The 23211-nt window shown below is 74.3% G+C and carries 15 protein-coding genes; 9 read left to right on the top strand and 6 right to left on the bottom strand.

Annotation, left to right across the window (positions count from 1 at the left end; all coding sequences use genetic code 11):
- Nucleotides 1-46: 46 nt before the first annotated feature.
- Together AB0H37_RS14550 and AB0H37_RS14545 are read right to left on the bottom strand one after the other, a co-directional pair.
- On the bottom strand, nucleotides 47-4306 hold the full coding sequence (locus AB0H37_RS14550) for a beta-ketoacyl synthase N-terminal-like domain-containing protein (protein ID WP_360612987.1): 4260 nt from the start codon (nucleotides 4304-4306) through the stop codon (nucleotides 47-49).
- Nucleotides 4303-10779, bottom strand: coding sequence for an SDR family NAD(P)-dependent oxidoreductase (locus AB0H37_RS14545; protein WP_360612985.1), 6477 nt, complete (start codon nucleotides 10777-10779; stop codon nucleotides 4303-4305). The genes AB0H37_RS14550 and AB0H37_RS14545 overlap by 4 nt, the downstream gene beginning before the upstream one ends.
- Before the next feature lie 275 nt (nucleotides 10780-11054).
- Here AB0H37_RS14545 and AB0H37_RS14540 point away from each other — a divergent pair, with 275 nt between their 5' ends.
- From AB0H37_RS14540 to AB0H37_RS14530, 3 genes are all read left to right on the top strand, one after another.
- Nucleotides 11055-12785 (top strand): HD domain-containing protein, encoded by a 1731-nt coding sequence (locus AB0H37_RS14540; protein ID WP_360612983.1) that lies wholly within the window; start codon nucleotides 11055-11057, stop codon nucleotides 12783-12785.
- A gap of 32 nt (nucleotides 12786-12817) precedes the next feature.
- Nucleotides 12818-13261, top strand: coding sequence for a universal stress protein (locus tag AB0H37_RS14535; RefSeq protein WP_179836421.1), 444 nt, complete (start codon nucleotides 12818-12820; stop codon nucleotides 13259-13261).
- Between the two features lie 70 nt (nucleotides 13262-13331).
- Nucleotides 13332-14159, top strand: a complete 828-nt coding sequence (locus AB0H37_RS14530; protein WP_360612981.1) for a hypothetical protein — start codon at nucleotides 13332-13334, stop codon at nucleotides 14157-14159.
- Here the strand turns inward: AB0H37_RS14530 and AB0H37_RS14525 are convergent.
- Nucleotides 14140-14655, bottom strand: coding sequence for a hypothetical protein (locus tag AB0H37_RS14525; protein ID WP_329087800.1), 516 nt, complete (start codon nucleotides 14653-14655; stop codon nucleotides 14140-14142). The genes AB0H37_RS14530 and AB0H37_RS14525 overlap by 20 nt on opposite strands.
- Nucleotides 14656-14934: 279 nt before the next feature.
- Nucleotides 14935-15948, bottom strand: a complete 1014-nt coding sequence (glnII, locus tag AB0H37_RS14520) for a glutamine synthetase GlnII (protein ID WP_179836424.1) — start codon at nucleotides 15946-15948, stop codon at nucleotides 14935-14937.
- A gap of 349 nt (nucleotides 15949-16297) precedes the next feature.
- On the opposite strand from glnII, the gene AB0H37_RS14515 reads away from it, so the two are divergent.
- Complete coding sequence (locus AB0H37_RS14515; protein ID WP_329087797.1) at nucleotides 16298-17350, top strand: right-handed parallel beta-helix repeat-containing protein; 1053 nt, start codon at nucleotides 16298-16300, stop codon at nucleotides 17348-17350.
- A gap of 45 nt (nucleotides 17351-17395) precedes the next feature.
- On the opposite strand, the gene AB0H37_RS14510 is transcribed toward AB0H37_RS14515, so the two are convergent.
- Nucleotides 17396-18352 (bottom strand): DUF5937 family protein, encoded by a 957-nt coding sequence (locus AB0H37_RS14510; RefSeq protein ID WP_360612978.1) that lies wholly within the window; start codon nucleotides 18350-18352, stop codon nucleotides 17396-17398.
- Between the two features lie 76 nt (nucleotides 18353-18428).
- On the opposite strand from AB0H37_RS14510, the gene AB0H37_RS14505 reads away from it, so the two are divergent.
- The 4 genes from AB0H37_RS14505 to AB0H37_RS14490 all read left to right on the top strand — a co-directional run bounded on the left by AB0H37_RS14505 (nucleotide 18429) and on the right by AB0H37_RS14490 (nucleotide 21404).
- Nucleotides 18429-19808, top strand: coding sequence for an alpha/beta hydrolase-fold protein (locus AB0H37_RS14505; RefSeq protein ID WP_360612976.1), 1380 nt, complete (start codon nucleotides 18429-18431; stop codon nucleotides 19806-19808).
- A gap of 96 nt (nucleotides 19809-19904) precedes the next feature.
- On the top strand, nucleotides 19905-20600 hold the full coding sequence (locus tag AB0H37_RS14500; RefSeq protein WP_329087790.1) for a DUF899 family protein: 696 nt from the start codon (nucleotides 19905-19907) through the stop codon (nucleotides 20598-20600).
- A gap of 62 nt (nucleotides 20601-20662) precedes the next feature.
- Nucleotides 20663-21247 (top strand): DUF1877 family protein, encoded by a 585-nt coding sequence (locus AB0H37_RS14495; RefSeq protein ID WP_360612974.1) that lies wholly within the window; start codon nucleotides 20663-20665, stop codon nucleotides 21245-21247.
- 10 nt (nucleotides 21248-21257) lie between these two features.
- Nucleotides 21258-21404: a hypothetical protein gene (locus AB0H37_RS14490; RefSeq protein ID WP_360612972.1), complete on the top strand. Its 147-nt coding sequence runs from the start codon at nucleotides 21258-21260 to the stop codon at nucleotides 21402-21404.
- Between the two features lie 242 nt (nucleotides 21405-21646).
- Here the strand turns inward: AB0H37_RS14490 and AB0H37_RS14485 are convergent, their stop codons facing one another.
- Complete coding sequence (locus AB0H37_RS14485) at nucleotides 21647-21826, bottom strand: hypothetical protein (RefSeq protein ID WP_329087786.1); 180 nt, start codon at nucleotides 21824-21826, stop codon at nucleotides 21647-21649.
- A gap of 1179 nt (nucleotides 21827-23005) precedes the next feature.
- Between AB0H37_RS14485 and AB0H37_RS14480 the strand changes: the two genes are divergently transcribed.
- On the top strand, nucleotides 23006-23211 hold a 206-nt coding region (locus tag AB0H37_RS14480), incomplete at its 3' end, for a hypothetical protein (RefSeq protein WP_360612970.1).

The raw sequence follows: 23211 nt of genomic DNA, 5'->3' as shown, positions 1-23211 counted from the left end.
CGGGCGGCTCCCGCCGGCCGCAGGGCGCCGGTGTGAGCGACGTCGTTCATGCTCGGGCCTCCTCCATGTCCGCCGTACCGGACGCGGCCGTCCAGGCCACGACGTGTCCTTCGAGTTCGCGGGTCTCCACCGTGGTGACCGTGCCGTCCGCCGCGATCAGGAGCCGTTCGGCGTCGGCGACGGTCACGACCAGTTCGAGGCGGGCGGATCCGGTGCCCTTTCCCCGCAGCACCGCCTGCAACACCGCCTGCTTGGCCGCGCGGATCCGCGCGCCCTCCCCGTTCGGGGCGAGCCCGATGCCGGCCGGTTCGCGGCCGGGTCTGACCAGGGCCACGCCCAGGTCGGCGTCCGAGGCGATCGAGAGGGTGAGCGGCTCCTCGAACGGCCCCGTCACGACCGGCCCGTCCCGGACGGCGAGTTCGGCGGGGAACAGCGGCCCCTGCCCTTCGCGCCACAGGTGGTCGCGGACGGCGTCCTTGGCCGCGATCCGTCCGAGCAGCCACGGCCCCTGCGCGAACGGCGGCAGGGCCTCGTACTCGGCGCGCTCGGCGGCGCAGAGGTACTGGCGCATCAGCAGGTCGCGGGACGCCGTGCCGTCCCACCGTTTGCGGGCCAGGCACCAGCCGCCGGGTTGCGGCTCCCCCGTTCCGGACACCTCGGGGGTGAACTTCATCCGCCAGAGCGCCTCGTCGGTGTAGAAGCGGTGGGTCGTCCATCCGTCGACGCGCCCCCACACCGTTCCGTTCTCCGTCACCATCTCCGCTGAGCAGCGCATGGTGGTGTCGGTGAGGGACTGGTTCCAGATCGTCGTGTCCAGGTCTTCCCCAGGAGACGGCGTGGGCCCGTAGAGGGCGACCCGTTCGATCCCTACGGGGAAGACGGTCTGGTTGGTGTCGCCGTACACCTGGATCCAGTGGGCGCAGAGCTGCCCCGCGCCGTCCATGAGCGCGCCCGGCGTGGGCAGCGAGGTCAGGACGGCTCGCACGCCGTCCTCCGCGAGCGCCGTGATCCCGGTGACGCCGCGGAAGAGCGGGCCGTGGTGCATCCAGCGTTCCTCGTAGAGCCGTTCTGCGGTGACGATGGGCGGCCCCTCGATGCTCAGCGGCGTGCGGTCCGGCAGGGGCGGCGCCGGGTAGCGTTCGGCGAGCAGGACCGTCCCGTCGGCGTGGCCGTTGACGACGACCTTCACCTTGCGCGGCCGTCCGGCCGACTCGATGAGGTAGGCGCGGATGTCGGCGCCGGTCGCCGGAGCCGCGACGAGCCAGCGGACCGCGCGGACGTTCTCGAACCCGACGACCACCATGTCGGGCAGCAGCTCGCGCGCCGTGTCGGCCATGACCTCCAGCAGCCCCGCCAGCGGAACGATCGGGAATCTGTCCGACATGTCCGGCCAGTCGGGCGGCTGCGGGACGAGGCAGTGGTCGCGCAGCCACGGCATCGACTCGACCGAGAAGACGCGGGAGACGTTCAGCTCGGCGGCCACCGGCGAGACGTCCTCGCCCGGGACGGGCGGGAGCGGGGATCCGCCGCCGAGCGCCTCCAGGACCGACTGCGCCCCGCTCGTCGCGTCGTCGAGCAGGGCCTCCAGCTCGGCCAGCACGGGATCGTCCGTCGGCAGCGGCGGCAGTCCCCGGCCGAGCCGGAGGGGCTCCACGGCCCCGTCCAGCCGGACCAGCGGCGTCCCGAGGTCCAGGCGCATGCCCGTCGCGGAGGGCGGGGACGGCGAGGACGCGCCGTAGCCCTCGGTCCACAGCGCGGCGACGACACGGCGGAGCTGGGCCATCCCGTCGCGCTTCGGCACGTTGACGGCCATCGCGAGATGCTCGCGGCCGCCGAGGCGGTCGGCGACGAACTCGGTGAGGCCCCCCGGCCCGACCTGCACGAACGCCCGCACGTGCGCCGCGCCGTACAGCTCCTCGACCAGCTCGCTGAACCGGACGGGTTCGAGCAGGTGGCGCGCGACCAGCTCGCGCACCTCGGCGGGGCCGCGCGGGAACGGCGCGACCGTCGTCGCCGACCACAGCGGGACGCGGGGCTCGCGGATCTCCAGCGCCTCGAACGAGCGCCGCACCTGCTTCTCGTACGCCTCGGCGAGCGGGGTGTGGAACCCCGACCGGAACGGAAGTTCCCGGCCGAGCACCCCTTCGGAGGCGAGCCGGCCCAGCACCTCGCGGACCTCCCCGGCCGGACCGCAGACCACCGACTGGTGCGGGCAGTTGTCGTGGCTGACGACGACGCCGGACCGCGCGCCCAACGCCTCCCGCGCCCGGGCCGCGCCGCAGCCGAGCGCCGCGTACGCGACGTCGGGGACGTCCAGCGCCTCGCCGTCGAGGGCGCCGAGGAGCACCTCGACCGCGTCCGGGTCGCAGACCCCGGCGGCGGTCATCGCCGTCCACTCGCCGAGGCTGTGTCCCGCCGCGACGTCGGGCTCGACGCCGAGCCGGCCGAGGGCCGCGGTCAGCAGCCGCCCGGCGCGGAGCACGTCGGCGGCGTGCCCGACCAGGTCCGTGCGGCCGGTCAGCTCGGGCGCCGGCATGCCGAAGTGCGCGGCGACGTCGTCCACGTGCGGGTCGAAGGCGGCCTCGAACCCGGGGTACAGGAACGCCAGCCGCCCGCCGTCCGCGAGGAGGGGGCGGGGCGAGAACCACACGTCGCTGCGGCCCCGCCAGGCGGTTCCGCGCTGGACGAGGGCGCGCGCCAGGTCGAGCCTGCGCGGCGTGGGGCCGACGATGGCGAGACGGCACGGAAGGTCGGGGACGTCGTCGCGGACCCTGGCGAGAAGCTCCTCGTCGGAGGCGGCCAGGGCCTCGGACAGTTCCTCGGTCGTGCGTGCGGCCAGCCGCAGGACGCCCTCGTCCGACGGCGGCGCGTCGAGCCTGCGCCGCCGGGGCCTGCGGGCGGCGGGCGGCTCCTCCATGACCACGTGCGCGTTGGCGCCGCCGAACCCGAACGCGTTGACCGCCGCCCTGCGGGGGCCGCCTTCCCGGCCCCACTCCGCGGCCTCCCGGACGAGCCTCAGCCTCCCGCCGTCCAGGGCCGGATGCGGGTCGTCGACGTGCAGTGTCGGCGGCAGGACGCCGTCGCGCAGCGCGAACGCGGCCTTGAGCAGCCCGGCGATCCCGGCGGCCGGCATCGCGTGCCCGATCATCGACTTGACCGTGCCGAGGCCGATCGGCGGGCCGGCCGTGCCGAAGACCCGGCGCAGCGTCGCCAGCTCCGCCTCGTCGCCCGCCGGAGCACCGGTGCCGTGCGCCTCGATCAGCCCCACCGCGCCGGGCGCGGCCGGGTCCAGGCCCGCGTCCCGCCATGCCCGCTCGACCGCGAGGATCTGCCCGTCCACCAGCGGGCTCATGATGCTCGCGGCGCGGCCGTCGCTGGACGATCCGGCGCCCAGGATCACCGCGTGGACGCGGTCCCCGGCCCGCCGGGCATCCGACAGCCGCTTGAGCAGGACGACGCCCGTCCCCTCCGACAGGAGCGTCCCGTCGGCCTCCCGGTCGAACGGCCGGATCGTCTCGGTCGGGCTCAGCGCGCGGAGCCGGTTGAAGACGCTCCACACGGTGGCGTGGTGCGCGTGGTGGACGCCGCCGGCCAGCATCGCGTCGGCCTGCCCGCCGCGCAGCGCCCGCACGGCATGCTCGACCGCGAGCAGCGACGACGCGCACGCCGCGTCCAGCGTGTAGGCGGGGCCGCGCAGGTCGAACCGGTCGGCGATGCGGGCCGCGGCGAAGCTCGGCAGCAGCCCGGCCGAGGCGTCCGGCTCGTCCGGGCCCAGCCGGTCGCAGAACGCCCGGCGGATCTCCGCCAGGCGCCGCGGCCCGAGCTCGGGCACCAGCTCGCCGATGATCCCGGCGACCTGGTGGGAGGTCCTGACCCGCTGGTCGAACCGCGCCACGCCCGAGGTGAGGTAACCGCCGCGCCCGATGACGACGCCGATCCGGGACCGGTCGGGCAGCCGCTCGGCGCCGCCCCCGTCCGCGATCGCGTCCCCGGCCGCGCGCAGTGCCAGCAGGTGGTCGGGCTCCATGCCCCGCACCGCCGCCGGCACGATCCCGAACCTGGCCGGGTCGATGGTGGCCAGCTCGTCGACGAATCCGCCGCGCCGGCAGTAGAACCGGTCGCTCTCCGGCTCCCGCCCGTACGCGCCGGGGTCGTAGTAGAGCGCCGGATCCCAGCGGCCTGGCGGCACGTCGCCGATCGCGTCGACCCCGTCGAGGACGTTGCGCCACAGCTCGGCCGCCGAGCCCGCGCCGGGGAACACCGCCCCGGCCCCGACGATCGCGATCGGCTCCGCCGCCCCGCTCACCGGACGGCCCCGGTCAGCACGAGCCGTGTCTCGTCCCCGTGCGCGATCTCCCTGAGCAGGGCGGCCGCCCCGGCGTCCGGGTCGATCGGCAGGGCGCCGCGCCTCGCGTACTCGCGCGCCTGCTCGGACGGCACCGCGCCGCCGCCCGCCCAGGGGCCCCACTCCGCGACGAGCACCCGCCCGCGCAGCCGCCTCCGCCACACGTGCGCGAGCGTGCCGCACGCGTCGCCGGCCGCCGCGCCGCCGGCCTGCCCGCGGTCACCGTGCAGGCCGGCGATGCCGCCGAAGACGACGAAGAACCCGAGGCCGGGGCGGACCGCCTGGACGAGCGCGGCGGCGCCGTCCACCTTCGTCCGGTACGCCCGCGCGAACGACTCGGGCGAGGTGTCGCGGATGAGGCGGTCCTCGGCGAGACCGGCGCCGTGGACGACGCCGTCCAGCCGCCGGTGCCTCCGGTAGACGTCGTCCACCACGGCCCGCACGGAGCCCGGCTTCCGCACGTCCGCCGCGTGGTACCGCACGGAGGCGGCGTGCCCGCCCAGGGCCGCGAGGGTCCGGCGGATCTCGCGCTCGGCGAGCAGCCTGCGGACCGTCGCCTCGATCTCGGCGGGCTGTTCCTCGCCGTGCGCCACGAGCGCCCGGCGCAGCCCCGCCTCGTCCTCGGCGTCGGGGAACTCCGGCTCCCCCACCGGCTCGGGGGTGCGCCCCACCAGCTCGATGTGGCAGCCGCTCGTCCGGGCGAACTCCAACGCGACCCGCGCGGTGATGCCCCGCGCGCCGCCGGTCAGCAGGACGACGCCGTCGGGTCCGAGGTCCGGGACGCTCGCCGCGTCCCCGCCGGGCGGTCCGGCGGGGATCAGGTCCAGGGCGTTGCGCCGGCCGCCCTCGTGCCCGACCACGACCGGCGCCTCGGCGGTCAGCAGCTCGGCCAGGATCCGCTGCGCGATCGCGCGCGGGGTGTCCTTGGTGTCGACGTCCAGCGCCCGGACGAGCGCCTCCGGGTACTCCCGCGCGATGGTCCGGGCCAGCCCTCCGAGGCCCGCTCCCGGTCCCGGGTCCCCGACGGCGCCGCCGTCGAACCGGCGCCCGAACGTCCCGCCGGCGCCGCTCGCGAAGACCAGCCACCGCAACCCGCCGGCCAGCGCCTGCCGGACGCCCCCGAACGCCTCCGGCAGCACCCGCACGGCTCCCGGCCGCAGCGCCGCCAGATGGACGAGCCCGTCGCAGGGCCCGTCGACGTCCGGCGGGACGCGCACCTGCGCGCCGTGCCGCTCCAGCAGGTCGGCCAGTTCGAGCGCGACGCCGCACGCGTCGTCCACGATCAGGAACCGCCTGCCCGCGAACGCCGCCCCGGACTCCGGCGGCACGGGCAGCGCGTCCAGCTCCACGATCCTCGGGACCTGTCGTGCCACCCGCGGTGCGGGACGGCCCCCGGACAGCTCCGCGGCCCCGACGTGGGCGGTGGGCCGCGGCACGGCGGGTTCCGGGACGGTGGGCTCGGGGACGGTGGGGCGCGGCGGCTCCGCGGGGACGTCCTCGCGGCGGTCGCCGGTGCGGGCACGGATCACGGCGTGGGCGGCGTGCGCGTCCCGCGGGTCGTCGCCGGCCGGCCGCTCCACCGGCGGCTCGCCGCTCCGCAGAGTCTCGCCCGGCAGGACGGGACGGGGCGCGGGGACGGACCGCGCCGCCGCGTCCCGTCCCGCCGGGGCCGGGGCCGCGAGGTGCCGCAGCACCACCTCGCGCTGCGCGGCGATCACCTCGCGGCTCGCGCGCAGGTACTCCAGGACGGCGGCCTCCGAGCCGCCCGGGCCGGGGCCCTCGATGCGCTCGGCGGGCCGGAGCGCGCCCGCCGGATACCCGCCGTCGGCGGTGCGGACGCGATGGCCGTTGACGATCCACCCGGGCGCCGGGGCGGACCCGCCTGGGAGCAGGCGCGCGTCGCGCCCGGCGAACAGGGGCAGCGGGTCGACCGGGACGCCCGCGGCGGCCAGTCCGGCGAGGGCGCGCAGCAGCCCCGCCAGGGCGTTGCCGCCGGGCGCGTCGCAGCTCACGGCGGTGTGCGGGCGGTCTCCGAGGATCGCCGCGACGTGGCCGGCGAGGACCCGTCCCGGGCCCGCCTCGACGAAGGTTCGGGCGCCCGCCGCGTACATCGCCTCGATCTGCTCGACGAAGCGGACGGGCGCGGCGAGCTGCCCCGCGAGGGTGGCGGCCAGCTCGGACGGGTCGGTGTCGTAGGGCGCCGCCGTCGCGTTCGACCAGACGGGGAACGCGGGCGAGCGCAGGTCGCGGCCGAGCAGCTCCGCGCGCAGGCCCGCCGACGCGGCGGCGACGAGCGGGCTGTGGAACGCGCACGCGGCCGGGATCCGCTCGGCGCGCAGGCCCGCCCCCGCCAGGACGCCCAGCGCGCGGTCCACGCCCGCGGAGGTCCCGGCGATCATGACGTGGCGGGGCGCGTCGTGGTGGGTCACGGTGACGTCGCCGATCTCGGCCAGCGCGGCGCGCACCCGGTCCGGCGTCGCGCCCACCGCCGCCATCGCGCCCGGGTCGGCCCCGGCCGCCGACAGGATCGCCTCGGCGCGCGCGGCGCTCAGGCCGATCATGTCGGCGTCGTCGAACACGCCGGCGGCGCAGAGCGCGACGAGCTCGCCGCAGCCGTGCCCGGCGGCGAGGTCCGGGTGCACGCCGACCGCGGTCAGCAGCCGGTGGACGGCCAGCCCGGCGATGCCGAGGGCGGGCTGCGCGGCCCGCGTGTCGGCGATCTCCGCCCGCTGGCGGCGGGACTCCGACCGGGTGAACGCCGCGGGCGGGAACATCGCGCCCGCGTACCGTCCGCCGGCGTGCCGCAGCAGGCGCTGGAGGCGGGGGAAGGCGACGAAGAGGTCCGCGAGCATGCCCGGTCGCTGACTGCCCTGGCCCGGGAAGAGGAACGCGACCTGCCCCGGCTCGCCGGAGGCCGGGAAGACGCCCGGCGCCGGGCGGAACGCGGCCGCCTGCGCGAGTTTGGCCCTGAGGTCGTCCAGGTCCGAGGCCACCAGCGCCACCTGCACCGGGCCCTCGAACGAGGCGGCGGTCCTGGCGAGGTCACGCAACCGGGGCTCGCCGGGCAGCAGCGCCGAAAGCCGGTCGATCCCGGCGCGGGCGGCGGAACGGTCGGCTCCGCGGACCAGGAACAGCTCGGCCGGCCATTCGTCGAGCCCGGACACCGGCTCGGGAGCGCCGTCGTAGCCGGACAGGACGGCGTGGAAGTTCGCGCCGCCGACGCCGAAGCCGCTCAGCCCCGCATACCGTTCGCCCGGTTCGGCGGCCCACGGCCGGGCGCCGCCGCCGAACGCGAACGGGCCGTCCGGCGTCCACTCCGCGTTCGGCCGGGCGAGGTGCAGCGTCCCCGGGAGCACGCCCGTGTGCAGCGCGTACGCGGTCTTGATGAGGCCGGCGAGGCCCGCGGCGCACCTGGTGTGCCCGATCTGCGACTTCACCGACCCGAGCGCGACGCTGCCCGGCGCGGCCCCGGCGAACACCGACGCGAGGGTCGCCAGCTCCGTCCTGTCGTCCGCCTCGGCTCCGGCGCCGTGCGCCTCGACGAGCCCCACGGAGGCGGGTGACACGCCCGCGCGCTCGTAGGCGCGTTCCAGGGCGCGGCGCTGCCCTTCGGAACGGGGCGAGGCGAGGTCGGGGGTGCGGCCGTCGCCGGCCCCGGCGACCGACTTGACCACCGCGTAGATCCGGTCGCCGTCGCGTTCGGCGTCCGCGAGGCGCTTGAGGACCACGCATCCGACGCCCTCGCCGAGCGCGACGCCGTCGGCGGACGAGTCGAACGCCGCGCAGCGCCCGGACGGGGACAGCGCCCCCGCCGAGGCGAGCAGCAGGTGGTCCTGGACGCCGGCGCGCAGGTCGGCGCCGCCGCACAGCACCATGTCGCTGGTCCCGGCGGCGAGCTCCTTGCAGGCGGCGTCGAGCGCGGCCAGCGACGAGGCGCCCGCGGCGTCCACCGTGTGGTGCGCGCCGCCGAGGTCGAGCCGGTCCGCGATCCGGCCGGCGATGACGTTGGTGAGGACGCCGGGAAGGGAGCCCCCGGCCGGGCGCGGCAGCCGTTCGTCCAGCCCCGGGGGCACCTCGCCGTAGTAGGACGGGAGCGTCGCGCGCATCGCGTAGGCGGCGCCGAGATCGCCGCCGCCGGCCGCGCCGAAGACCACCGACGTCCGTGAGCGGTCGAACGGGCGGTCGGCGTACCCGGCGTCCGCCAGCGCGCGGGACGCGACCTCCAGCGACAGCAGCTGGACGGGGTCGACGCCGCCGAGCGCGCCGGGCGGGATGCCGTGGGCGAGCGCGTCGAACGGGACGTCGGGGATGAAGCCGCCCCACTTCGACGGCGTCGCGCCCTCCCCGGACGGCGAGTAGTGGATCTCCGCGTCCCAGCGGGTGACCTCGGTGACCGCGTCGACGCCGCCGATGATGTTCGCCCAGTACCGCCCGGCGTCGCGGGCCCCCGGGAAGACGCAGCCCATGCCGACGACCGCGATGTCGGCCGGGCGGGCACCGCCCGCGGCCACCGCGGATCCGGCCGCGCGCAGCTCGGCCGCGCGGGCGGCCAGGAAGGCGGTCGCGCCGGAGGTGACCTGCTCGTGCAGGTCGGCGATCCGGGTCGTGGCCGACCGCAGCGCGGCGACCTGCCCGATCATGAAGAGGCCGTCGGCGCGCTGGACCTCGGCGTCCACCGGGGCGCCGCGGCGCAGGCCCTTGCTCGCGACGCGCAGGCGCCCGAGGTTCAGCTTCTCCAGGCGGCGCCACACCTCCCGCCGCGGCGTGCCGACCTGCTCCAGCTCGCGGCGGGTCTCCTCGAACGTCCGGACGTAGGGGGTGCGGGCGCAGCGGGTCGCGAGGCCGGGCGCGGTCTCCAGCAGGGCCGTCCCGGCGCAGCCGAGCGCGACGTCCTGGAAGCCCGGCAGGATCGCCCCCGCCGCGACCGCCTCGGCGGTGAACAGGTAGGCGGTGCCCATCAGCACGCGGACGTCTGCGCCGCGCTCGGCCAGCGGCCCGGCGAGCGCGGCGACCATCGCGGCGGACCGCGCGTCGTGCACGCCGCCCGCGAACATCACCGACAGCTCGCGCGGGTCGCCGCCGAACGCCGCCAGCCGCTCGACCTGCGCGTCCCAGAGGGGGAAGCTCGCGCGCGGCCCGACATGTCCGCCGCACTCCCCGCCCTCGAACACGAACCGGCGGGCGCCCTCGGCCAGGAACCGGTCCAGCAGCTCCGGGGACCGGACGTGCAGGTACGTACTGATCCCGGCGGCCTCCAGCGGCTCGGCCTGCGCCGGGCCGCCGCCCGCGACGATCGCGTAGGGCGGGGCGGCCTCGCGGATCGCGGCGAGCTGGGCCTCGCGCAGCTCGGGCGGGGCGATCCCGAGGACGCCGACGCCCCAGGGGCGCCCGCCGAGCCGGTCGGCCGTCTCGCGCAGCATCTCCCGCACCCGGCCGGGGTCGGTCAGGGCGAGCGCGAGGAACGGCAGGCCGCCGTCCTGCGCGACCGCGCCGGCGAACGCGGAGGTGTCGCTGACCTGCGTCATGGGGCCCTGCACGACGGCCGGTTCGGAACGCGGCGCGAGCGGCTCGGACCGCACGGCGGCCCGCAGGTGCAGGTCGATCTGCTCCCGGACGGCCCGCACCACTCCCCCGGCGGTCTTGTACCGCCCGGCGAGCGCGGCGGCGAGCGGCGCGTCCTGCCCGACGGGCAGCGGAGGCCGCCCGTCCTCCGGTGCGCCGGGCCCCTGGTGGACGCGGTGCCCGTCGACGACCGCCGTCTCGGTGCCGTCCATCGCCGCCAGCCTGGCCGCGATGTCGGCCGGCGTCTCCGTCTCCCGGACCAGCGCGAGCTGGACGTCCAGGACGACCCCGGCCGCGCCCCCGGCCACCGCCGCCGCGGCGGAGTGCGTCCCGATCCCGCCCGCCGCGTACACCGGGACCGCCCTGTCCGCCAAGAGATCCATGTCCGCAAGGAGGTGCTGCAGCAGCACGAACGTGGTCAGCTCGCCGACGCGCCCGCCCGCCTCGCGGCCCCGCGCGACGAGCCCCACGTCGTCGGTGATCTCCCGGGCGGCGGCGATCGCGGCGGCGGCCTCGTCCGGGCCCACGACCTCCACCAGCAGGCGGCGCCCGCGGGCGAACCCGGCGACGTCCGTTCCCAGGACGGGCGCGTCGACCAGGACGGTCGCGGCGGCCCCGGGGAGCTCGTCCGGCCGGATCCGGCATCCGGCGGGCACGCGGACGCCGAACGGGCCCCTCCACCAGCGGCCGACGTCGGCGAGGGCGGCGAGCGCGGGCGCCCGGTCTGCGCCGAGGTCGAGCACGCCGGTGCCGCCCGCGCGGGCGACGGCGACGGCGAGATGGGGCGCCGGCCGGCCGAACGGGGCGACCCCGATGATCTCGATCGGGGGCCGCTCGAACCGGCCTCCGTCCCGCCCGCTCCTGACCGCCATGCACAGCCCCCCGACGTCCCGCGCGGCCCGGCGCGTGACCGGCGCGGCTCGCAGCAACGGTGCGCAACACTACGGTCGGCGACGCCGGGATCACGGAGGCGACACACCCGGGAACGCGTTGATGGCGGCACGGCTAAGGAGATTGGAACGTCCCTTGACGCGCGGCGGGTCCGGAGGTGGCCCCGGCCCGGGTCTCGCCCCGGCGCGGCCACATCGCGCATAATGGCGATCACAGTCCGTGGCGGTGTGCCGCGGACGGGCCAGGCGGGGGCGCGATGGCGACGCTGAATCCGGCGACGGGACGGTTCCGCCTCCCGGCGCGGCGGCGGGAGGAGGCGGGAGGCGGCCCGGACCCCGTGCGGGCCGCCCTCGCCCCCCTGCTCGCCGCCCATCGCGCCGCCCACCCGGGCGGCCCCCTCCCGGGGGCCGCCGAGGCCGAACTGCTGCGCGGGTACGCGGTGGCCGAGCGCATGCACCGCGGGCAGCTCCGCAGGTCCGGCGCCCCGTACATCACCCATCCACTGGCCGTCGCGCTGATCCTCGCCGGCATGGGGCTGGACACCACGACCCTGGTCGCCGCGCTCCTGCACGACACCGTCGAGGACACCCCGTACACGCTCGGGGAGGTCCGCGCCGACTTCGGCGACGAGATCGCGGTGCTGGTGGACGGCGTCACCAAGCTGGACGGCAGCCGCTGGGGCGACCGCGCCGAGGCCGAGACGTTCCGCAAGATCGTGCTGGCCGCGGCGGCCGACCTGCGCGTCCTGGTGATCAAGCTGGCGGACCGGCTGCACAACCTGCGGACGCTGCGCCACCAGCCCGAGCACAAGCGCGCCCCCTACGCCCAGGCGTCCCACGAGCTGCTGGTCCCGTTCGCCGAGCGGCTCGGCATCCACGTCCTGAAGCGGGAGATGGACGACCTCGCCTTCGCCGCCCGCGACCCGCGGGCGCACGAGGCGACGCGGCGCGCCGTCCGGGCGGCGCTGAGCGGGGCGGGGCGGACGTTCGGGCCCGCGACGGCGCTGCTGCGCCCCTCGCTCGCCGAGCACCGGGTCACTGCGCGGGTGGAGGTCAGGCCGTCGCACCTGTACGCGGTGCACCAGTCGTTCGGCGGCGGCCTGGCCGGGCTCCGGCCGTGCGAGGCGGCGCGGCTCCTGCTGGTGGTGGACGGCGCCGAGAGCGACTGCTATATCGCGCTCGGGGCCGTGCACGCCGCGCTGCACCCGGTGGCCGGGCGGGTCCGCGACTTCATCGCGACGCCGAAGGACAACCTGTACCGGTCGCTGCACACCCGGGTGATCAGCCCGGACGGCGATCCGTTCGAGGTGATCATCCGCAGCGAGGCGATGCACCCGGTCGCCGAGTACGGCATCGTCGCGCACATCAGGGACGCGGGCCGCGACACCGGCCCCACCGTCGCCGAGCGCCGCGACCTGGTGTGGCTGAGCCGGCTGCTGGCCTGGCAGTCCGACTCGCCGTCCGCCGTCTTCCTGGACCGGCTGCGCGCCGACCTCGCCGCCGGCAACGTCGCCGCGTTCACCACCCGCGGCGACATCGTCCCGCTGCCCGCGGGCGCGACCGCGCTCGACTTCGCCTACGCGCTCGGCGCCGGCACCGGCGACCGCTGCATCGGCGCCGTCGTCAACGGCCGGCTCGCGCCCATGTCGGTGCAGATCCGCAGCGGCAACGTCGTGCAGATCCTCACCGACCCTGCCGGATCCCCGTCCGAGGACTGGCTCGGCTTCGTCGTGTCGGTGCCCGCCCGCGTCCACATCCAGCAGCGGCTCGCGCTGCGCCGCGCCGAGGAGGACGCCGAGGCCGGCCGGCGCCGCCTCGTCCAGGCGCTGGCGGCGCGCCAGGTCGACCTGCTCGCCGCCGAGGCGCGCGGCGACTCCCTGGCCGTCGCCCGCGACCTCGGCTACGGCGACGTCGACGCGATGTACGCGGCGCTCGCCACCGGCGCCCTCGGCCTCGGCGACCTTCTGGCCCGGTTCGTCCGGCCCTGAACCGCCGATTACGCTGGTCCCGTGGTGATCGCATGAGACCGTTCGAGTACGGCGTCGACGGGCCGAAGGTGATCGTGGCGGGGGTGGACGGCTCCGAGACGTCGCTGCGCGCCGGCGCCTACGCGTGGGGTCTCGCGCGCCGCGCGGGCGCCCGCCTCGTCGTCGTGCACGTCGCGCCGGTCGCCTCGATGGGCAGCCTCACCCCGGGCGGCGCCGCCGCGCTGCGCGAGACCGCCGAGGAGATCTCCGCGCAGATCCGCCGCGAGCTGGAGGCCGCCGCCGGGCGCGAGCAGGTCCGCTACGACCTCGTCACCGAGCTGGGCGACGCCTACACCGTCCTCGCCCGGGTCGCCGACGAGTCCCGCGCGGACGCCGTGGTCGTCGGCGCGTCGGCGCAGGCCGGGCACCGGCTGATCGGGTCCGTCGCCGTCCGGCTGGTGAAAGCGGGGCGGTGGCCGGTGACCGTCGTGCCCTGACCCCCCTGGTTCGGCGCCCGCTCGCGGGGAAGGGCGTGGGAGGACGGCGACATTCGAGGCGGAGGCGCCGATGCCAGTTCCCCTTCTGACGGAGATCAGCTGGGCGGGGTCCGCGCTCCGGCTGGCCGGCACCCTCAAACCCGACGGGGCCGTCTGCGAGATCGAACTGCTCCTGCGCGAGCGCGACGGCGACGGCCTGGTTCGCGTGCCCGCCTCGGCCTCGAAACGGGCAGGGCGCGTCGCGTTCGAGGCGGAGGTCGACGTCGCGACCCTCGCCGGCGGGCAGCCGCTGCCCGGCGGGCTCTGGGACGTGAGCCTGTCGGTCGGCGCGCCGATGGAGATCTCGGTCGTCCCGCTCGGCCGGGGACGCGCGCCCGGCATGGACGCCTCGCCCCTGCGGCGGTTCCTGCCCGACTCCTGCACGGTGATCACCTACTTCGGCGCCGACGGCGCCCTCGTGATCGACGTCGGCGGCCGCCCGCACGTCGCCGGATCCGTCGCCGCGGACACGCTGAGCTGGAACGAGGAGCGCGAGGAGGTCGTCGTCACCGGGCACCTCGACCTGCGGCGTAACGGCAGGCCGATCTCCGGGACGCTGCTCATGACCGAGCGCGGCTCGCGGCACGTCTACGAGGTCATCGCGATGCTGGAGGAGCGTCCGTACCGGCTCGGCTACCGGGCCGTGGTGCCCGCGACGCGGGCGTTCATCGACAATCCGCTGCCGCGCGGGACCTGGGACGTCTCGCTGTGCCTCGGCTTCTCCGGGATGCACCGCGAGCTGCTGCTGCTGGCGCCGGACGAGCCGGTGGACGTGCAGGTGTGGCGGCGGCTGCGGCACGTCCGGGTCGTCTCCTCGGCGGCGCCCGGCCCGCTGACGATCACGGTCGGCCGCGTCTGAACGAGCCGTCCCACGGGGACTGCCGGGACGTCGCCGCGACCACCGCGCACAGCAGCGCCACCACGGCCGACCCGCCGGCCAGGTTGATCGCCGACGTGGCGAGCGCCGCGTCGAGCCGGGCGTGCAGGGTCAGCGGCAGGATCGCCAGCAGCGCGACCGCGATCCCGCCGATCCAGGCGAACGCCCGCACGGGGCGCGCCGCCGACGACAGCAGCAGGTGCATCAGCGCAGTGGCCTGGATCGTCGCGGCCGAGGCGCACAGCGCGTAGCTCGTCGCGGCGGGCGCCGCGGCGGTGTGCCCGCCCGCGAACACCGGCACCTCGACGCCGAACGCCGACCGCAGGCCGATCGTCACCGCGAACGCGAGCCCGCCGCCGACCAGCGCGGCGGAGACCCCCGTCCACCACAGCGGGCGCAGCGGCGCGCCGGAGCCCTCCTTGGAGATCTCCTCGTGCAGCGCGACGAAGTCCTCGTAGCGTCTGGGCGGTGCCTCCATCGGCCGCCGTCGCGCCGTGGAAGGGCAGCGGAACGAACGTTCCCACGGCCTCGGCGCCGGGCGGCCGGCGTGCCTGCCCGGCAGGCCACCGGAGTTCCGCCCAAAGGATGAGTCGGGCATGTTCCCTCCCCCGGTGCGAACGTAGGTGTGCTACCCGGCGCCGAAGGGAGGAACTCGCCCAACCTCACCATTTTGCAGATGTTTGGCCGTGTTCCCCCGTATGGCAGAACACGACGAATCCCCGGGGAGCGGTGCTCCCCGGGGATCGGCCACGCTTTGTCAGACCAGGCCGGCCTTCTCCAGCGCCGCGCAGCAGGTGCCCGTGATCAGGCGGGTCACCACGTACGGGTCGACGTTGGCGTTCGGGCGGCGGTCCTCGATGTAGCCCTTCTTCTCCACCTCGACCTGCCACGGGATCCGCACCGACGCGCCGCGGTTCGACACGCCGTAGCTGAACTCGCTCCACGGGGCGGTCTCGTGCATGCCGGTCAGCCGCCGCTCGATGTCGGCGCCGTACCCGGTGACGTGCTCCTGCGCCTTCTCGGCCAGCGCCTCGCACGCCGCGATGATCGCGTCGTAGCCCTCGCGCATGGCCTTGGTCGAGAAGTTGGTGTGCGCGCCGGCGCCGTTCCAGTCGCCCTCGACCGGCTTCGGGTCGAGGGTGGCGGACACGTCGTGCTCCTCGGCGATGCGGTAGAGCAGCCACCGGGCGATCCACAGGTGGTCGCCGACCTCGATCGTCCCCGCCGGGCCGATCTGGAACTCCCACTGGCCGGGCATGACCTCGGCGTTGATGCCGGAGATCTTCAGCCCCGCCTCCAGGCAGGCGTCCAGGTGCTGCTCGACGATGTCACGGCCGAACACCTCGTCCGAGCCCACGCCGCAGTAGTAGAAGCCCTGCGGCGCCGGGTAGCCGCGCTCCGGGAAGCCGAGCGGGCGACCGTCCTTGTAGAAGGTGTACTCCTGCTCGATGCCGTACCAGGAGTCCTGCGCCTCGTACTGCTCGGCCACGGGCCGCAGCTTGGCCCGGGTGTTGGTCTCGTGGGGCGTACCGTCCACGAGGTAGACCTCGCACAGCACCAGCTTGTTCTCGCCGCCCCGGATCGGGTCCGGACAGGAGAAGACCGGCTTCAGCACGCAGTCCGAGTGGTCGCCGGGCGCCTGGTTCGTGCTGGACCCGTCGAAGCCCCAGTCCGGCAGGTCGGCCCCGTCGGCGAGGATCCTCGTCTTCGACCGCAGCCGCGCGGTCGGCTCGGTGCCGTCGATCCAGATGTACTCGGCCTTGTAGCTCAACGTCGGTCCCTTCGTTCGCTGCCGGGCCTTGCGGGTTCGGCCTCACAGAACGTGCCAACCGGGCATTTCGCATCTGTTGCCCGTTTGTGAACGCCGTGTAACACGCGAGATGAGCGGCTGAGACGTTGCTCACACCGCGCCGACTCGCCTCCAACCGCTCCAAATCAATATTTAACGGCCAATAAAAGTGCGTGCCATTATTTATCAGACGCATTACCCTCACCATCCGAAACCCTCGGATGTTTCTTTACTCCTGCCACACCCGGCCGCACCCTCTCTTCTGTTCAAGATGAGCGAGGGACGCGCCACTTCGGCGCGTCCTCCAGGGAACACAGAACGGGGGAAAAGGATGAGGCGGACTCTCGCGGCCTCGCTCGGTACGGCCGTCGCGCTGGCGGGGCTGGCATCCTTCGCGCCGGCCGGGCACGCGGCCGACGGTGGCAAGGGCAAGCGGATCCACATCGTGTGGCCGGGTCACTCGATCCAGAAAGCCGTCGACCGGGCGCGGCCCGGCGACGTCATCCGGCTCAAGGCCGGGGCCTACGACGGCGGCGTCCTCGTCCGCAAGCGCCTGACCATCAAGGGGGAGGGCGACAGGACCGTCCTCCACCCGGGCCGCAAGGACCACTGCGCCAAGGCCGGGGCGGCGGGCATGGGCATCTGCGTGATCGGCCACCGGAAGCACCCGGTCAGAGGCGTGTCGATCCTGAGCCTGACCGTCCGGGGCTTCAAGGAGACCGGCGTGTACGGCAGGTACACCGACCGCCTGACCGTCGAACACGTCCTGGCGAAGCAGAACGGCGAGTACGGCATCGCGGAGTTCAACTCGACCCGCGGCCGCTTCGTCAAGAACCGGGCGATCGACAATTCCGCCGATGCGGGGCTCTACGTCGGCGACATCAGGAACGCGCGCGGCACCGTCGTCGCCTACAACCACGCTTCGGGCAACACGCTCGGCCTGCTGGTCCGGCACGCACGCCACGTCTACGCCTGGGAGAACGAGCTCGTCGGCAACTGCGTGGGGGCCGCGCTCGTCAACGACGACCAGAGGGGCGGCCAGGGCGACACCAAGCTCTGGAAGAACAAGGTCTGGAAGAACAACCGCTCCTGCCCGCAGCACGAGGAGGTCCCGGCCCTCGGCGGCACCGGCATCCTCGTCTTCGGCGGCGACCACAACACGATCGAGAAGAACGCCGTGCTCTGGAACCGGGGCACGCTGCCCTACTCCGGCGGCATCGTCCTGTTCCCGAGCCCGAAGGGTGAGCCCGCCCGCCACAACCTGATCAAGTTCAACCTCGCCAAGGACAACGCGCCGTTCGACCTGGTCGACAGGAGCGGCAGCAACACCAACCGCTTCCGCGACAACAAGTGCCGCACCTCCTACCCGCGCGGTCTCTGCTGACGACACCGCGAAGACCCCGCTCCCGGATCCGGGAGCGGGGTCCGCTCACTCCGGCGACTCTGCGCCGCGCAGGAACCGTTCCCCGAGCGGCGTCAGCGCGTGGTGCACCCTCTTGCCCCGGCGCTCGCTCGTGAGCAGGCCCGCGCCGCGCAGAGCGGTGGCGTGCTGGGACGCGGACGCCGCACTGACCCCGAGCCGGGCCGCCAAAGTCCCCGTCGTGAGTTCCCCGTCCGCGCCGACCAGCCGGATCACTGCGGCACGGGTCCGGCCGAACACCTGCGGCAGGGTGTCGCCCGTCCCGCCGATCGGCCGGGACGAGGGGACCACCACGGTCGCCGGGCCCTCGCCCGCGACCAGGACGCGCGGTCCGGCGACGAACACCGAGGGCATCAGCAGGAGCCCGCGCCCGTCGAGATGGACGTCGCCGTCGCGCAACGTCTCGATCTCCAGGACCGGGGACGTCCACCGGATCGCGGGGTGCAGGCTCCCCAGCAGGCCGCCGATCCCGTCGCGCGCCATCGTCCGGGCATGACGGGACGCCTCGGCGCACAGGTGGTCGCCGAGGCCGGACCAGGAGTCCGCCAGCGCGACCCGGTGGAAGTCGCGAAGCCCGTGGACCAGCGTCCGCATGGCCTCCCCATCGCCGCCGGCGAGGCGGCGCAGCCACGGGACCGGCCGCGGGCCGTACGAGCGCTCCAGTTCGTCGCGGATCCGCCGGACGGGCGTCGACGCGACGGCGTCCACCTCCGGTTCGAACCCCGGCACGAGCGTGTACGGCGTCAGGAAGTCGGGGACCCAGCGCCCGGGCGGCACCAGATCGAGCAGGAGGCGGGACGGGCCGGTGAGCCCGGCGCGCGTCCGCGACCGCCAGGCGCCGGGAAGCGGCTCCGGCCCGACGCCGCGCAGGGACTGGGCGCCGAGAACGGTCTGGGCGAGCGGCGAGAGGCCGGGGGTGATGCGAATCCGGGTCAGGTCCTCATAGTCGAGCCAGAGCCGGAGCATGGACCGGAGAATACGACATTTAACCTATTTCTGAAATGATTGCACCCGGCGTGGAACGTCGTGGAAGGTGCGGGTCATGAATCGACTCCGCCTGTTCTGCCGCACCGTTCCGCTGATGGTGCTCGCCGCGTTGACCGCGGTCGCCCTTCCCGTCCGCGCCGACGACGGCACGACCGTCCGCGAGGGCGACATCGACGGAGTCCCCTACCGCGTCGAGGTCCCCGCCCGCTGGAACGGGACGCTGCTGCTGTGGAGCCACGGCGCGTACAGCCTGGAGTATCCGGCTCCTTCGGAGATCTCGCTGACGAACCACCCGGCCACCCGGCAGTGGCTGCTCGACCACGGGTACGCGCTGGCGGCCTCGCAGTTCCGCGTGTCGCGCGGCTGGGGGGTGGTCGAATCCGGGCTGAAAGACCAGATGGACCTGCTCGACTGGTTCACGGCGAACGTCGGAAAGCCCGAGCGCACCGTCTCGGCCGGCTCGTCCGCCGGCGGACTGACCTCGGTGCTCCTGGCGGAACGCGCCCCCGGCCGCTTCTCCGGCGTGGCCTCCCTCTGCGGAGTGCTCGGCGGCACGACGGGCCACTTCAACAGCGCCCTCGACACCAACTACGCGGTCAAGACGCTCCTGGCACCCGACCTGGAGCTGGTGCGCATCAAGGACCCCCAGGCCAACACCACCAGCGCCCGCCGCGCCCTCGGTGCCGCCCTGGACGACCCCGGCGGACGCGCCCGCCTCGCCCTCGCCGCCGCCCTCGCGGACGTCCCCGGCCGCTACACGTCACGGGCCCCCGCACCGGACACGGTCGCCGGCCAGGTCGAACAGCAGGTGTACTACGCCGCCTACGACCGAGGGGCCTTCTGGGGCGCCAACCGCACCGACATCGAGAAGCTCGCAGGCGGGAACCCGTCCTGGAACACCGGTGTCGACTACCGGACCCTCTTCGCCCGCTCCAGCCAGAAGGCCCTGGTGAAGCGCGCCTACCGTGAGGCCGGTCTGAGCCTCCGCGCCGACCTCAGGCGCTTGAACGCGGCACCGCGCATCCAGGCGGACCCGGGCGCCGTGCGCCACCTCAACCGCTACGGCGCCCCCACCGGCCGGACACCCTGGCCGGTCGTCACCCTGCATTCCACGGGCGACGGCAACGTCCCGCCGGAGAACCAGCGCTGGTACGCCGCCCAGGTACGCAACCCGGCGAACCTGAGGCAGCTCTACGTCGACCGCGGCTACCACTGCTCCTTCACCGCATCCGAAGAGATCGCGACCCTCCAGACCCTCCTCACCCGCATGAACACCCACCGCTGGCCGGACACGCGACCGGCGGCACTCAACCGTTCCGCCGCCACCCTCACCCCCGACTACCAGACGGTGTTCGACACAGACCCTCAGCCCGGCCTGCACCCCGCGCCCCCGTCCTTCACCCCCTACCACCCGGGCCAGTACCTGCGCCCCTGACCACAGAGGCCATGGTCCGCGCACGGACCATGGCCTCTGTGCGATGAGTTTGGCGACCGAGCAGAGTCCACACGTAAAACGAACTCTGGAGGAGCCATGGACGCCAAGGCACTACCGCCCGTCGTGGACACCGACACCTGGCAACGCCACCTCGACGAGCTGCGCGCACGCGAGAAGGCCGCGACCCGCGAACTCGACGCGATCGCCGCCCAGCGCCGCCGCCTGCCGATGGTCGAGATGCCCGACTACACCCTCGAAGGCGAGGACGGCCCGGTCAGCCTGGCCGAGGTCTTCGACGGCCGGTCCCAGCTGATCGTCTACAACCACATGTGGTTCCCCGGCGAAGAGTGGCAGTGCCCGGGCTGCACGGGCTTCACGTCCCAGTTCACCCGGCTGGAGTTCCTGGACGCCTACGACGCCAGGTTCGTCATCGTCACCCAGGGCCCGATCGACGAGGCCCTGGCCTACAAGAAGCGGGTCGGCAACAAGATGACCTGGTACTCCACCGCGAACAGCCCCTTCGGCGCCGACGTGGGAGCCCCTCTCGGCGGCGGCTTCGCAGTCAACGTCTTCCTCCGCGACGGCGACACCGTCTACCGCACCTGGCACACCACCGGCCGGGGCACCGAACAACTCACCCACACCTTCCCTCTGGTCGACCTGCTCCCCTACGGCCGCCAGGAAGAGTGGCAGGACGTCCCCGAAGGCTGGCCCCAGTCCCCCACCTACACCCGCTGGCCCGACTCCAAGGACATAGCCGCCCACTACGGCCCGGACGGCGGCAGGGGATAAGCCCGAATCTCCGGTGGCCTGACGTGTGAGACTGGCCGACGGCAGGCGGAAGCCGGAGGACCATGGGTTACTGGATGTGGCTGACCAGGTACGACGACGCCGAGGTCGCGGCCTTGCTCGATCACCCCCACGGCCTGCACGCGGGCCTCGGGCGGCTGCGGGAGACCTGGGACGACCTGCCCAACGAGCTCGGATACGACCCGTCCGGTTCCCTGCGCAAACTGGAGGAGGTGGACACCCACCGGGCCTGGGACGCCCTGCACGTCCTGCTGACCGGCCTGCCGAACGAGGACTACGACCGCGTCTCCGGAGATCCGCCCGCCTGCGACGCGGTGATGGGCGGCCTCGTCATGAACGAGACCGGGGAAGGATCCCTCCTGCACGTCCCACGCCTCCTGCGTCCCGCCCAGGTCCGCGCCGTGGACGCCTTCCTCCGCGCCCTCGACCCCGACGCACTGATCCGCGAGCGCCACGCTTACCTGAAGGAGGTCCAGCCCTACTCGTTCGAGGGCTGGGGACGGCTGCAAAGCGGCGAGGCGTGGGACATGGTGGAACACGGCGTCCTCAGAAAGACCTTCGACACCGTCCGCGACTTCTACACCCGCGCCGCCGCCGCAGGAAACGCCGTCATCAAGGAGATCGTCTAAGCGACGGCAAATGCCGGCGATCTACCATCACCGGGTGGTGACCGGTGCGCTCGCCCGAGCGATGGACAACAAGATCAACATCGCCGTTTCGGACGAAGACGACGGGGCGGCCGCAACGCACGTGCCCGTGGCCTTGAAAACAGGGTCTCGCTGGTGAGCGCGGCGGGTTTCGAACCTGCGCCACTCGCTTATAGGCCAGCGCGACCCTCCATGCCGGACAACAGTCCCTCATCACGCACGCGACCGCCCGGAGCCGGTCGTCCGCCGGCGTCGCCCTCTGAAATGGGAAGTTGACCCCCGCGTTATGCGGGGGCCAACAAGTGGACCATCGGCTGACTGGGGTGGTGCCGTGCAGATCAGCCGATCTCGCGTCCCTTGTGAGGGACACGGAGGTGGTCGCTACTGGCTGTCGATGAGGCGCTGCGCCTCACCTTGCAGTCCTATGAGCGTCTCTGTGCCTTCACCAGCACCGTCGCCGGCGCTGGGCAGGCAGGCATCTTCGATGTACTCGACGTCAGGACGGTCGAAGACCACGGAAGACCCGCCGACGTGGGTAGGGATGCTGCTTTCACCGCGCATTTCAGTCTCACCTTCTCATCACGTGACCCGCACAGGAGCGGGTGATTCCGGCCTGACCGGAACCACAGAAGACCGTCCGACGTGACTCTGGGGGCGCAAGCTCTGCCTCGTATGGACCTCGACGTCGGTCACCGTCCGGCAAGCGCAAGTCGAGTTGGACACGGTGAGCTGGTCACCGGGCCGCCCAAGTCACGGGCGGACCTACGGCCGGTGGCACCCCCAGACGATCATCCGAACTGCGACGGCATCCCGGCAACCTCACCGACCCCGAACCCGAAGCGCTGATCTTCACCGTCAAGCGCGGCGGCGTCGTCCCGCGGCGGGCGAACTTCCGGTGGGCCCGAGCGATGAACGACAAGGTCAACAACGTCGATCTTGATGACGATGATGGGCGGCCGGAGCGCTCGCGATCGTGAGCTAATGGCACGAGACCCCGTTTCCGATCTTGGAAACGGGGTCTTCTGGCTGGTGGGCGCGGCACGTTTCGAACCCTGCGGCCACTCGCTTGTAAGGAGCCGTGATCATCAACCGGCCGACGCTCACCTGGGCCTTCGTCTCCCGTCCGGGACGGCGCACGCTCTCTGTCCACAGACCTAATGGCACGCTACTGGCACGGACGCGCGGCAAGATCACACAGGCTGATCAAGGTGCTGAGCTGCCACGCCGCACAGCTCCCGCGCTCTCGTCTGGCACGCAAGTGGCACGGGGCCGCCCTCCCGCGTGGCACGCACACCGCTCCCCCGCCTGAGCTTCCCGTCTGCCGTCGTCCCGCGCTCCGCGATGCCGGGCCAGGGCCAGGGGGTGAAGGTGGAGCGCCCCACCGGACGAACGACCTTCACCCCCTGGCCCTGGTCTGGTAGATCCCCGATCGGGACGACGGCAGACGGGAAGCTCAGGCCCACACCCCAACCCGCGGCGACCGTCACGAGCATGCCCCCTACTTCCCGGAGCCGGAGTACCCCCGCCGGAGGCGCATTAGAACTCGGAGCCGGGAGGGGCAAGGCGCTCGCGTGCGGCGGTGAGCTGCTCGCCATAGTCGGGGGCGAAGATGTCAGTGGACCGCGTCTCCAAACTCCCATGCAACGCCCAGACGGCCACCCGTTCGGCCGGTTCTGGGACGACTTGTCTGAAGTCAGGGCGCTCGCTGAGGCGGTGAAGCCATTCCAGTAGGACAAGGGCTTGATCACGCGACAGTTGGACGGCGACTCGCTGCTCGGACACAGTGGTCACCGTACCGGTGGCGGCGCGGCCCCCGTGGCGGGCGAACGGGGCGGGGCCGGCGGACGGGGCACGATGCGCGGCCCGGCGCGGCCGTCCGGTGACCGGCGCCCACGCCGCACGCTCCGGGCGGCGGCGCTTGGGCCGCTGCGCGGCCCCGCGCCAGG

Origin of the sequence: Actinomadura sp. NPDC023710, assembly GCF_040639875.1 — a bacterium.
Taxonomy (GTDB): Bacteria; Actinomycetota; Actinomycetes; order Streptosporangiales; family Streptosporangiaceae; genus Spirillospora; species Spirillospora citrea.
This window is presented reverse-complemented; position numbering and strand designations above follow the sequence as displayed.